Source organism: Bradyrhizobium sp. WSM4873 (assembly GCF_055811355.1).
The window spans coordinates 1-12,250 of record NZ_JBVVPS010000054.1; the positions used below are offsets into that span (position 1 = coordinate 1).

Consider the following 12,250-nt stretch of genomic DNA (forward strand, 5'->3'; position numbering starts at 1 on the left):
TTGTGCCTCTTCCCGATCCAGCTATCGCATACGCTTGCCTGTCCGCTCCCGCTCAATTCGGCTTCTTAACGGACGACAATCTATCGGCTTGCCGCGGAACGCTCAGTTCTCAGGAGGTTGCAGGGGACTGTCGGCCCATTTGCGAGCCGCGGGATCGCGCAGCAGATCCCCTTCCTCATGGCCGGAGATGCATTTCCCCTGCGAGTCGTCGTTCCACACGCCTCTCCTCGACCGCCGGTATACCGGACGCACATTGCGGATCGAACGGAAGACGGCCGTGAAAGCTAGTCTAACGGTCCGAATAGCTGCTCGGATTCTTGAAGGACTGTTGGTCATAACGCGTTTCGGCATTGTTTGCATCAAGTCTTACAGCTTCTCAAGGAAGGAGAGATCGGTCGAGAGTTTGAAGCTGCTTTGACCGGACGACACCAGGAGTCGATGTTTTTCAAAAGATGCTTTCCGGTGGCAGACATTTGTGCGGGAGACCTATCGTCAGACCGCCATCAACCACGATTTCCGATCCGGTTAGATAGGAGGACTCGTCGCTTAGCAGGAACAACACGGCGTGCGACACTTCTTGGGGGTGGGCGGCCCGCCCGAGTGGAATCGGAGAGCGGTAGCCATCCTGATTCTTGCTCGTCGGGCCGGTGACCAAGCCTGGATGAACAGAGTTCACTCGCACACCCGACGCCGCCGCCTCCAGGGCGGCGGACTTCGTCAGACCGCGAACCCCGAACATCGAGGCGACATAGTCATTGAGCCCTGCACTACCGCGCAGCCCCTCAGCCGATGAGATGTTCACGATCGAGCCGCCGCCAGCGCGGCGCATCGCCGGGAGAGCCGCCTGCATGCCGAGGAACACACCGGTCAGATTGACCGCCAGAGTCTTGTTCCACTGCTCGAGCGAGAGCTGCTCGATCGGCGCAAAGCTGTAGATGGCCGCGCTGTTGACTAGGCCGTCCAGCACGCCGAAGCGACTTTCTGCGCTCGCAATGGCGTTGCCCCAATCCTCCGGTTCTGTGACGTCCTGACGCACATATAGAGCCGACGTGCCCAGTTGAGCCGCGAAGAGTTCTCCTTCTTCCTCAAGAAGATCACCGATCACTACTCTTGCGCCCTCGTCTACCAGCAGGCGGGCATGGGTGGCCCCCATCCCTCGAGCCCCGCCCGTGACTAGAATGACTTTTCCCTTCACGCGCCTCACGACACGCCTCGATTCGTTTGTTGGGTAGCGGCAGTGTGGAGTTTTTCAACCACTAAAACGAACTCCCCGATCATGCTGGTCATTTTCGAGAGACGAGACTCAAACGCAAGGTGAACACGGTGGTCTACGCGGCGTTTGCGCGATCCCTAGGGAATGATTTCCGGTCGGTCCGTCCCAGTCCGTTGCATAAACCGAGATGTGATGTGGGGCGTCATTGCGTTCACGACCCGTGAGCTGTCTACAAATGTGCCGAATACCATCCGTAAAGCCAATTGCGAAAGCAACTCAATCAGGACGTCACGTCTCGCGCCCTCCGGCTCGCGCTTACGGAGACGGTTACCAGGTTTGTCAGCGAACAGCACGTAGACCCGACCATTCGTCGGCTGTTCGAAATAGTGTGGCCGTGCGTTTCGAATCAACGTTAGAAGCCAATTGGAACCCCTGATCGTGATCAGTCCGGCATGCCTAGCACTACTTCCCGAGAAGGCTTTCAGCCGACCGAAGTCCGAGCTCATGCTCGGCCAACGGCCCCCAAGCTTCCAAGAGCTACCGTTTCGCTTTTTGTTCAGAACCGGAATCGTGTCCATTGAGCGCCGTAACCTTTAGGATGTCACGGTCCCGCTCGTGACAGCTCTAGATTCTCTTTCGCAACGATCTTCTCTTCTCGGGTCTCCGACGTGCGGAGCTTCAAATCGAAGACGTTGGAGGAGTCATTAGTCGCTCTTGCTCCGATCCTTGCAGTCGATCGGTTGGTCCGCCACAGCTGGGCCTCACCTCGCGGGCAACGCTTTCAGCAAGATGGGTTTTCCCTGTGCCACGGGCCTCGCGGATCCGCCAGCGCTCAGAGCAACCCTGAACCTAATCTCCTCCAGTTTTAATATATTCAGCCGAAAGCGAGCTGTTTCAATTATCGCGAATGTGGACCCGTCCGCTGGTCTGATACTTCCACGCACTTGTCATCGGGAACTATGCGCGCAACCAACACATAGCTCTTTGTTCGAGGAGGTGGGCCTACCGCTTTAGGTAGTCGCCGCCAGGACGATCGTCGACAAGAGAACCTTTGCGACTGGAAGCTTAAGGCCTCGATTGGTCTCTGATGAACTATGCGGCATCGATGCGGTCATGGCGCGGTCCGCCTTGGAACGTCATGGCGCTCCTGCGGCCGTGACGAACGTTTGGCGGATGGGAATGGCTCCATCTTCCGCAAAACGTGCCATGTCCACCCGAGTCAAGGCTTCGTCGATCAAGAACATGCGCTCAGGTTCTGAGACGTCATTATACTTGTCCTTAGATATGCCGCAGCGTCGAAGTCCTGGCGCTTGAGCTACTGTCACACACTTGCGCACCCTCCTAACGAGCTGCAATCTGCTGTCCGGCCTGACTGGGGCAGCCAAAATCGCTTTGGAATTCCCATAGGTGAGTTCGGCATTGACCTTCGTTCAGCCTGAAGCTCCATTTTGAGTTCTAGCCGGTTCGCTGGGCCAAGAGGACTGCCAACCTCCACGAGAGAAGAGCCGGCTCCGCAAATTTGAACATGTCGATAAGTGGAGTTTCTGCCTGACAGCGGGCACGCTGGTGCCTGCGAATCAGGAGCGACGATGAGCAGACGAGCACGCCGGAACCACACACCGGCCTTCAAGGCGAAGGTGGCGCTTGCCGCCGTCAAGGGCGACCGGACGATAGCTCAGCTGGCCGAGCACTTTGACGTCCACCCGAATCAGATTACGGCGTGGAAGGCGCAACTGGAGGCTGGCGCTTCCGGAGTTTTTGGACCTGGCAGCGCTGCGCCGGCCACGCCTGCGATCGACGTGAAGTCGCTGCACGCCAAGATCGGCGAACTGACGCTGGAGAACGATTCCTAAGAAACGGCAGCACCTACTTTTGGCTCCAAGGGTTGAAGAACAAAACCGAATGCCTTGGCACGCCGATGCAAATTGTTGACCACTCGCGTCCGGTAACGCGCCTCGTAGGACGAGGCCCCCGGATCAACATAGTCCATTCCGTATCGCACGGCATTGTAGAACAGAACTGCGATCTTGCGGGCCGTGGCCGTCACCGCCTTGGCCTTGCCGATGCGCGCTGAAAGCCGTCTATAAAAGGCGCCGAGCGCGGTGTCAGTACGACCCACGGTCACGGCAGCAAGGCGCAGAAGTGCCGCCGCCCTGCCGCCGGATCGACGCGTTCGGGACGAGAGCATTTTGCCGCCGGAGATCTTGTTGCTGGGCGCCAATCCCAGCCAGGAGGTAAAATGCTTTGCACTTGGCCACGAGGAGAGGTCGTCGCCGCATTCAGCGATCAGCGTCAGCGAGAGGTAGGGACCGAGGCCGTCGATGGTGGTGACGTCCTTTCCAAGCAGCCCAAACAACGACGCGCGGACATCGAACGCCAGAGCGTTCGCCTGATCGGTTCGATTCCGACGCCGCGAGACCGGCGGCGCTGATCCATTATCATGACCCCTATGGATAATGAGTTCCTTCAATACAGCCTCGATCCGGGCGTCGCAGGCAGATGCCTTCTCGTGGTAGGCGTCGTAAAGCGCAAGTGCCTGCTCGAGCGCAAACAGATGCTCGGCGCGGTAGCTTCCGGTGAGCGCCTTCGCGATCGTCTCGGCGCTGGAGTGGCAGCTGTAATGGCGCAAGCACGCCAGCGCCTCAGGATCGCGCTCGCCGGCAAGGATCGCGCGTATGATACGCAGGCCGGTCGCACCGGTGATGTCGGCGACGACGTGGTGCAGCTGAAGATTCATCTCCGTCAAGGCCTTCTGCATATGCTGGATGTGTGAGGCCGCGTACTCTAGCAGGCGCTCGCGCTGACGCACGTAGGCTCGCAGCTCGGCAATCTGCCCTTTGGGCCGAAAGCTGGCCCGCAGCAACCCGAATGAATGGAGCCGCTGCAGCCATTGCGCATCGCTGACATCGGTCTTGCGCCCCGGCACGTGCTTGGCATCGCGCGCGTTGACAAGAAACACAGCGAATCCTTGTGCATCGAGAAGCTCAAAGATCGGAATCCAGTAGACGCTGGTTGATTCCATCACGACGGTCTCGACTCCGCACTCCACAAACCACTTTACCAGTTGATCGAGATCAGCCGTGAAGGTGCCAAAACTGCGTACTGGCTCAAGTGCGTGATCAGGTCCTACGGCAGCCATGTGCACATTCGCACCAACATCGATGGCAGCCGCGTTCAGGTGCGCCATGGGCATGGTACGGTCGACCTTGGACTTCGACTCATTGCGGTACATCTCCAATCCTCCTGCTGACAGAGAAGGGCTGAGCTGCGCAATTGATCAGATTCCTAAACGGGATCGCCGGATGGCGTCACCACTCTCAAGTGCGCAACAACCCATGGACCAGGTTTTTTAACGGGGTCACGTGCCACCAAAATCGTATCGGCCGCTCCCTTCCGGTCGGCAATCTAGCGCCGGCCGTTTCTATCCCACAGGGGGCGCGCAGCGCCGCGCCTAGTTTTTTAGAAGGAGCGCTCACCAAGGCGGGATTGCTGAGCGCAAGGCGATGATCGACCATGAGCACGAGCTGCCGATCACCAGGCAGGCGGAGGCTTTGAACATCAGCCGCGGCAGCGTGTACTACCTGCCGCGGCCGGTGCCGGACGCCGATCTCGCGATCATGCGGCGTCTCGACCGGCTGCATCTGGAGTATCCCTTCGCCGGTTCGCGAATGCTGAGAGGCCTGCTGGCTGCCGAGGGGTGCAAGATCGGCCGCCGGCATGTCAAAACGCTGATGCGGCGGATGGGGATAGAGGCGCTCTATCGCCGTCCGCGCACCACCACACCCGAGCCCGGCCACAAGATCCATCCATACCTGCTGCGCGGCATGGAGATCACGCGACCGAACCAGGTCTGGGCGATGGACATCACCTACATCCCGATGGCGAGTGGCTTCGTCTATCTCGCCGTGGTGCTGGACTGCGCGCCTTTCTCCGTTACCTCCACCATCGGGGGCTGAACGCGCGCCTGTTGGCGGGTTGCGTTCCATCGATGCGGCGATGGAAGCTCGCAACTCTGCCGACCTATCTGCCTGCCGCACGGGTGCGGAAGGCTCTCGATGGTTGCGACCGAAAGACGGTGATGGGACGGCGCGACTACGCCATTCTGTTGTTGCTGGCCAAGCTCGGCCTGCGGGCCGACGAGGTCGCGACGCTCACGCTCGATGATATCGACTGGCGCGCCAGCGAGATACTCGCTCGCGCCAAGGGCCGACAGCGTGCACGGATGCGATACCGCCAGACGTTGGCGCGGCCATCATTGCATATCTGCGCAGTGGCCGCCCAAAGTCGTCGTGCCGACGGTTGTTCGTCCGCACACTCGCGCCGCACATCGGGTTTGCTTCCGGATGTGCGATCACCATGATCGCCGAGGCCGCCCTCGATCGCGTTGGAATCGAAGGTTGCGCACACCACGGCGCCCATATCTTCCGACACAGTCTCGCTATCGAGCTTCTCCGATCTGGCGCGACCTTGTCGGAGATCGGACAGTTGCTGCGGCACGAGAACCACGACACTACCCGGATTTACGCGAAGGTCGATATCGATGCGTTGAGAACATTGAGCCTGCCCTGGCCGGGAGGCGTGCAATGACCAATCTGCGCGCCGCACTCGATAAGTACCTGAGCATGCGCAAGGGGTTTGGATAGAAGTACGAGCACCAGACCCGTCGGCTCGCCGACTTCGTCGCCTTCATGGAGAAGCGCAAAGCCAGGATCATCACGACGAAGCTGGCAATGGAATGGGCAACGCTGCCGCCCGATCGTCATGCATCCTGGGCGCTGCGATTGAGCGACGTGCGCGGGTTCGCGCGCCATGTCGCCAACTTCGATCTGAGAACGGAGGTACCGCCCGTCGGCATGCTGCCCGGATGGAAGCGCGCCAAGCCCTATGTCTACAGCGACGCGGAGATCGATGCGTTGCTGACGGCAGCGCTGGCTCTGCCGCCAGCGGGCGGGCTGCGCCGATGGACCTACCATACCCTGTTCGGGCTGATCGCGGTGACGGGCATGCGTATATCCGAGGCGATGGGCCTGGAGCGTGATGACGTCGACCTCGACGCCGGCGTGCTGACGGTCCGGCTGACCAAGTTCAGCATGTCGCGGCTCGTGCCATTGCATCCGACGACGAGAACCGCGTTGCGCGACTACGCCCACCGGCGCGACGCGATGCTCGGATCACGCCGCGGCTCGACCTTCTTCGTTGCCGAACAGGGAGGCCGCTTGCTGCACGAGTACGTTCATCGCGTCTTCTGGCGATTGTCCCGAGAGATCGGGCTGCGGCGCCCAGGTGATCGTACCGGGCCACGCGTGCACGACTTCCGTCATCGCTTCGCCATCCGGACGCTGCTCGACTGGTATCGCGAAGGCAAGGACGTCGAGCAGCAACTCCCAGTGCTCTCCACTTACCTCGGCCACGCCTGCGTGCGTGATACCTACTGGTATCTCTCGGTCTGCCCGAGTTGATGGAAGAAGCGGCGCGGCGTCTTGATCGGCGGTGGGAGGTGACGCCATGAAGCCCGCCTGCAATGTCGCCACGTTGATCGAGCGCTTCTTCACCGAGCGCCTCATGCGCCAGCGCAACGTTAGCGGCAACACGATTGCCTCCTACAGGGACACGTTCCGGCTGCTATTCATGTTCGCACAGGTGCAGCTGCGGAAGCCCCCATCGGCCCTGACGCTCGCCGATTTGGACGCAACGTTCATCGGCGCGTTCCTAACCGATCTCGAGGTAAAGCGCGGCGCGAGCGCGAAGACGCGTAACCTGCGTCTGACCGCTATCCGATCCTTCTTCAGGTTCGTGTCCTTCGAGGAGCCGGCACACAGTGCGCTGATCCAGCGCGTGCTCGCCATACCGAGCAAGCGCCACGATAAGCGACAGGTGCACTTCCTGACGCGCCCCGAGATCGAGGCGGTTCTCGCCGCGCCCGATCGAACGACGTGGCTTGGCCGCCGCGATCACACCTTGCTGCTGGTCGCGGCCCAGACGGGCTTACGCCTCTCCGAGCTGACTGGCCTTGACCGGGATGCCGTCCACCTCGGGTCTGGCGCACACGTACGATGCGTCGGTAAAGGGCGGAAGGAGCGGACCACTCCGCTGACCACACTCGCTCGGTGTGCGCTCCAGGCATGGCTCAAGGAACCGTAACGGAAAGGAGCAACAGCGTTGTTCCCCAACGTGCACGGGGGCCGGCTCAGTGCCGACAGCGTCCAGTCGCTCCTGGGAAAGCATGTTCGTGTCGCTCACAAGAGTTGCCCATCTTTGAAGGCCAAGAGCGTGTCACCGCACGTGCTGAGGCACAGCGCTGCGATGGAGCTGCTGCAAGCCGGCGTCGACTGCTCCGTGATCGCGCTATGGCTCGGTCATGAATCGGTCGAGACGACGCAGACGTACCTGCACGCCCACCTCGTCCTCAAGGAAGCTGCCCTGGCGAAGCTCAAGCCGTACGAGCGCGGCAAGCGAACCCGGTTCCAGCCGAACGACCGCCTGCTCGCCTTTCTGGAGGCGCTCTGAACGACCAAACTATGCCGAATGGAATGGGGCTGCCGTGCACGCCATCGACGCGTACCAGCGTGACAACGGCGTGCCATACCAAACCCGTTCGGCATAGTTCGGCGGGCGGCATAAACCTGTAAGCTGAACGACCTCGATCCGCTCGCTTACCTGACCGACGCCCTCGCCCGAATCGTCAGCGGCCATTCAAACAGCGACATCGATCAGCTGCTTCCGTGGGCCTATTCCATCATGAGATTGAAGCCGTGGCTTGAGAACGACGCTTACGAAACGAGGGCCATATCAGCGTCTCAAAGGGCGGATCTCTCGATCATTGGTCGTTTTAGACGGTTATGTCGAGACTGGTTGGCCAGCTCGCAGGTCCCCCGAACTGGGATCGATGGCGATCACCAACATCCTAGATCATCGCTGCGTCTGGTTGCGGACACTGATGTCCGAAGCTTTACACGAAGGCGGGCGGATTCGGTGCGGCGTTCAAGTGGAATGGCAGAAGCGGGGCTAATAAGGATCCCGCCGTGAACAATTCCGGCGGCGACGCGAGCAGATCATGAAGCATCTCAAATCGCCCTATCAGCTACCATCAGGTCGTGACCTTCTTCACATCCCTATCCGGGAGCCGGATGGTCGTGCCTCGCGCGAGTGGGCTTTGTGGACTGCGATCCCCGGATCGTCGTCGAAAGGGGCCTGAGTTCATCTTTGATGAAGTTCGTCGGCCACTGCGGTTCTTCAAGCGAGACTCGGCCGCCATGCGGAAAGCCCTTCGAATTTCGTCGGTAGTATGGAGTGCCTTGCTGTTTGTGATGGGCTAATGCGCGGTGCACGCGGCTACGACGCAACCTGGTCTGAAGTACGATGGCGGGAACCGTAGTGGCGGCGCGGTCCGCCTGAGGCTATCGCGCGGATGAACGAAGCCTTACGCGACAATGACTCGATTGCGACCTTCATGTTTTGCGCGATAGAGCCGCTGATCGGCAATGTTCAGGAACCCGTCGAGCGTATCTCCATCGCGCCCGAACTCCGAGACACCAACACTGATCGTAACCCCGACCGACGGTTGGGCTCCGACATCGAATGCAGTGCCTTCGATGGTCGACCGAAGGCGTTCGGCTACCGCGTAGGCAGTATCGAGCGTCGCTCCGGGTAGCAACACCATGAACTCTTCTCCGCCAACCCGGGCAACAGAGTCGTAGGGGCGGATCGCCTCCAGAGACTTCCGCACGAATCCGCGGAGGACCTCATCGCCAACGCTGTGACCACGCGAGTCATTGATGTCCTTGAAATGGTCGAGGTCAAGCGACAGCAGAGATAACGGAGCACCGCTTCGCTTGGCCCGCGCGATCTCGGCGCCGATATGCTCGATGAAGTGGCGCCGATTTCCGGCGCCGGTCAGCGGGTCGGTGGCGGCAAGGCGTTCCAACGTCTGATTGCTCAGTTTCAGCTGCCGTAGCGCCCTTTGAGTGTCGGCCATCGACTCGGCTAGCCGGGCCATCATTTGTTCCTGGCTATAGATGATCGAGAATGATTGCGTCGTTCGGAAAGCCTGGACAACTCCATAGCTGAGAAGGAAAAACCCGCCGGCAAAGATCGCGTGGGCGAGCCACCACATGTGATTCCAGGGCGTTGCCACAATGAATGCGAGCGACGATATTGCAAACCACGCGACCGAAATGCCGAAAACAAGCATAAGTGGTGAGTAAATCCGTCGCATAAGCATGACGGCGACGTCCAGCGCGCTGAACACAAGGGCGCCGCCCTCCATGGACAAGCGTACCGCCGGGTGTGCCGCATACGGGGAGTAGGCGATTAAAGCGACGGCTATGTCCATCGCCAGGAACAGGCCAATCCACATCCGCCATGCGCGCGCATCCGAACGCTTCTGGACGTCGTCTGACGGGTGATTGTAGCTGAGCAACCCAGCGAAGAGCAGAATAGACATCGCGAGACGCGATGCGGGTCCATAGAGGAGAAACAGCCAAATGTTGTGGTGTGCCATACCGGTGAAGGCGCCGTGCGGCGAATAGATCAGCACGAAGCCTAGAAATCCAAGCGTTAACCAACGCAACAGAGGTTCGCCGGAAGACCGGTAGCAACGCCACGTCACATAAGCGACGAACATCCCTTCAAGGGCGGCGACGGCGATCGCAAATTCGTGGAACAGATGATTTTCAAACTTTAGCGTACGATCCTGCTGGAAATACAGGTAGGCGATCAAGGGCGCGGGCATCAGAGCAAAGGTGATGAGGAGAAGGCTCATATACACCTGTGTGACCAGCCGCAGTGGGTCGGGCGGCTCGTGCACCGCAACGTTGGTGCTCATATGCAGAACGTCTCCCATAATGATACCTGTACTCGCTTACGTGGACTGTCGGTCGCTCTGCGGTTGCGAGAGCGCCGTTAGACCGAGACGAATCACGCGAGTGGCACAGCCAGTCGATACACAATCCAAGGCATCAACCGTAGCACGAAAACACCCCCCGTTCCAGGCATGCATCCTCGCGCGCCGCAGGGCCCGCAAACCCACGCGGCGCCTCGACTCGCCACTTATGAATTCGGGTTAATCACGTACGAACTGGCACGCCGGTTGCTAGCGACGTTGCGGGGAACTGCTATCGTGATCCGACGGCGCGTTTACCACGGCCGCTTGCCAACCGTCGCGCGAGTTGTTTGGCAATCGGCGGAGAGTTGGTGTTCGGTTAGCACTTAAGCCGTAAGAACCTCATTGGAACGACCGGGTCACCGAAGGTTCGTGTCATGAGTTTGTCTTCTCCACGATCGCGCCTATTGCGCGCCGATTGGTTCGTTTGGCCTGGTTCTGCCACAAGGGATTTGATCGTTCTGTTGGCGGGCGTCGTTCTCGTATCGATCCTGGCGCACGCCTATCGGCTCGGCCCTCATCTGTTCAACCTGGAACACGCACCCGCGGATTCCGCCATCGACGACATCTTTTTCATCTTGTTCGTCGCCTGCTCCGCGAGCATCGCGCTGACAATCTTTAGCTTTCGTCGCTTTAGCGATCTCGCCCGCGAAACCAAGGCGCGAAGCCTTGCTGAAGGAGTAGCGCACGATCTGGCTCGATACGATCCATTGACCGGCCTCCCTAATCGCCGCTCATTTGATGAAACACTTAGTTCGTGTCTTGGCCTCGCGGGCAACACCCACCAAGTGGCCGTCCTGATGGTTAGCTTGGGTGGCTTGAGGAGGATAAAGGACACGCATGGCCGCGCGGCGGCTGACGACGCACTGTGCGAGTTTGCCAAGGGCATCGCGAACCTCTTGCGCGACGATTGCGTCCTGGCGCGAATTGGAGGGGAGGAATTCGGGATAGTGCTGCCAGATATTCGCTCCCTCGAGGATCCTGCCAATCTGGCGCGCCGAATTGTGGGGTCCGCTCCCTACAGTTTCGCGGCGAAGACGGGGGCAGCCGAGTTGGGTGTTGGAATTGGCGTCGCGATCGCCCCAAAGGACGGTCTCAATTTGGACGAATTGATCAGGCGCGCAGAACGTGCACTGAGTCCGACACCAGGCAATGGCAGGTGCTGTATTCGCTTTTTTGAACCAGAGATGGACATCCATGTCGAGCGGCGCATCCAGATCGAGCGAGAGCTTCGCAGCGCTATCGCGGCCGACATTATCGAGCTTCACTACCAGCCGTTGGTTTCGTTAACACAGAATTGCATCATCGGATTCGAAGCCCTGGCGCGTTGGGAAAATAGGAGCTTGGGGCATATTCCGCCAGATGTGTTTATTCCGATTGCAGAAGAAGTAGGTCTCATCAACGCTCTTGGAGATCAGCTTTTTCGACGCGCCTGTTTCGATGCCAACGGATGGCCGCAGACGTTTACGCTTGCCTTCAATATTTCGCCCATTCAATTGCTCGATCCCGCGCTTGCACAACGCATTCTATCGATCCTTCGCCAAACCGGGTTCAGTCCGCACCGCCTGGAGGTTGAAATTACGGAGAGCGCCCTCCTGGAAAACACCGCGGCTGCTAAGACCGTAATCGATGAGCTCCGTCAAGCTGGCGTCCGCATCGCACTTGACGATTTTGGAACAGGTTATGCTATGCTCAGCCAGCTGCTTTCATTTCAGCTCGACAAGATCAAGATAGACCGCAGCTTCGTCTCGCATCTGAACAACAGTCCTGACAGCCGGGTGATCGTTCGTGCTATCCTTGGCCTTGCAAAAGGATTTGGCTTGACGACCACAGCCGAGGGCATCGAAGACGCAGGCCAGCTGACGTTTCTAGCGGCCAATGGTTGCACCGAAGGACAAGGCTATCTGTTCAGTGGTGCCAAACCAGCCGGCGCTATTCCCGCGCTACTTCGCGAATCCGGCCGCACGGCTGTTGCTGAAGATGTGACCAGACGTCCGCATGAGTGAGACGACGCGTTCAGGTTCGAGAACCTTCTTCTAATTCCCGCTGTCAGTCTAACCAGGCGAGTCGGCGAGGCGGAGCAGAAACGCTGCGCGGTCTCAATCCGCACCAGCAGTTCCCAAAGCCTGTCCTTGATCTAACATTCAGCGATGAGA

General features: G+C 59.6%; 8 protein-coding genes and 4 pseudogenes. 8 read left to right on the top strand and 4 right to left on the bottom strand.

What is annotated here, in order from left to right; translation table 11 throughout:
• Window positions 1-445: 445 nt before the first annotated feature.
• Entirely contained in the window at window positions 446-1,204 is a 759-nt protein-coding gene (locus AC0L21_RS35955; RefSeq protein WP_473266582.1) for an SDR family oxidoreductase, read from the bottom strand.
• Between the two features lie 146 nt (window positions 1,205-1,350).
• Complete coding sequence (locus AC0L21_RS35960) at window positions 1,351-1,791, bottom strand: oleate hydratase (protein WP_473266584.1); 441 nt, start codon at window positions 1,789-1,791, stop codon at window positions 1,351-1,353.
• Window positions 1,792-2,802: 1,011 nt separating this feature from the next.
• On the opposite strand from AC0L21_RS35960, the pseudogene AC0L21_RS35965 reads away from it, so the two are divergent.
• A pseudogene (locus AC0L21_RS35965) lies at window positions 2,803-3,060 on the top strand (transposase); the annotation flags it as partial.
• A gap of 2 nt (window positions 3,061-3,062) precedes the next feature.
• Here the strand turns inward: AC0L21_RS35965 and AC0L21_RS35970 are convergent.
• Entirely contained in the window at window positions 3,063-4,445 is a 1,383-nt protein-coding gene (locus AC0L21_RS35970) for an IS110 family RNA-guided transposase (protein WP_473266586.1), read from the bottom strand.
• A gap of 223 nt (window positions 4,446-4,668) precedes the next feature.
• Here AC0L21_RS35970 and AC0L21_RS35975 point away from each other — a divergent pair.
• The 6 genes and pseudogenes from AC0L21_RS35975 to AC0L21_RS36000 all read left to right on the top strand — a co-directional run.
• Window positions 4,669-5,130, top strand: a pseudogene (locus AC0L21_RS35975) (IS3 family transposase); the annotation flags it as partial.
• A 161-nt stretch (window positions 5,131-5,291) separates the two neighbouring features.
• Entirely contained in the window at window positions 5,292-5,573 is a 282-nt protein-coding gene (locus AC0L21_RS35980; protein WP_473266588.1) for a hypothetical protein, read from the top strand.
• On the top strand, window positions 5,570-5,800 hold the full coding sequence (locus tag AC0L21_RS35985) for a tyrosine-type recombinase/integrase (protein WP_473256135.1): 231 nt from the start codon (window positions 5,570-5,572) through the stop codon (window positions 5,798-5,800). Before AC0L21_RS35980 ends, AC0L21_RS35985 begins: the two co-directional genes overlap by 4 nt.
• 101 nt (window positions 5,801-5,901) lie before the next feature.
• Complete coding sequence (locus AC0L21_RS35990) at window positions 5,902-6,672, top strand: tyrosine-type recombinase/integrase (protein WP_473256136.1); 771 nt, start codon at window positions 5,902-5,904, stop codon at window positions 6,670-6,672.
• A gap of 46 nt (window positions 6,673-6,718) precedes the next feature.
• Window positions 6,719-7,720: pseudogene (locus tag AC0L21_RS35995) on the top strand (tyrosine-type recombinase/integrase).
• A 114-nt stretch (window positions 7,721-7,834) separates the two neighbouring features.
• Window positions 7,835-7,945: pseudogene (locus AC0L21_RS36000) on the top strand (transposase domain-containing protein); the annotation flags it as partial.
• Between the two features lie 688 nt (window positions 7,946-8,633).
• Here AC0L21_RS36000 and AC0L21_RS36005 read toward each other — a convergent pair.
• Window positions 8,634-10,037 (bottom strand): GGDEF domain-containing protein, encoded by a 1,404-nt coding sequence (locus tag AC0L21_RS36005; RefSeq protein ID WP_473266589.1) that lies wholly within the window; start codon window positions 10,035-10,037, stop codon window positions 8,634-8,636.
• A 434-nt stretch (window positions 10,038-10,471) separates the two neighbouring features.
• On the opposite strand from AC0L21_RS36005, the gene AC0L21_RS36010 reads away from it, so the two are divergent.
• The gene (locus tag AC0L21_RS36010; RefSeq protein WP_473256138.1) at window positions 10,472-12,100 is read left to right on the top strand and encodes a putative bifunctional diguanylate cyclase/phosphodiesterase; all 1,629 of its coding nucleotides are present in this window, start codon (window positions 10,472-10,474) and stop codon (window positions 12,098-12,100) included.
• Window positions 12,101-12,250: the final 150 nt, after the last annotated feature.

What these genes read in the sequence shown, in the direction of transcription:
- AC0L21_RS36010 (WP_473256138.1), top strand. Translation starts at nt 10,472, where the DNA reads ATGAGTTTGTCTTCTCCACGATCGCGCCTATTGCGCGCCGATTGGTTC.
- AC0L21_RS35970 (WP_473266586.1), bottom strand. Translation starts at nt 4,445, where the DNA reads ATGTACCGCAATGAGTCGAAGTCCAAGGTCGACCGTACCATGCCCATG.
- AC0L21_RS35985 (WP_473256135.1), top strand. Translation starts at nt 5,570, where the DNA reads ATGATCGCCGAGGCCGCCCTCGATCGCGTTGGAATCGAAGGTTGCGCA.
- AC0L21_RS36005 (WP_473266589.1), bottom strand. Translation starts at nt 10,037, where the DNA reads ATGAGCACCAACGTTGCGGTGCACGAGCCGCCCGACCCACTGCGGCTG.
- AC0L21_RS35960 (WP_473266584.1), bottom strand. Translation starts at nt 1,791, where the DNA reads ATGGACACGATTCCGGTTCTGAACAAAAAGCGAAACGGTAGCTCTTGG.
- AC0L21_RS35990 (WP_473256136.1), top strand. Translation starts at nt 5,902, where the DNA reads ATGGAGAAGCGCAAAGCCAGGATCATCACGACGAAGCTGGCAATGGAA.
- AC0L21_RS35980 (WP_473266588.1), top strand. Translation starts at nt 5,292, where the DNA reads ATGGGACGGCGCGACTACGCCATTCTGTTGTTGCTGGCCAAGCTCGGC.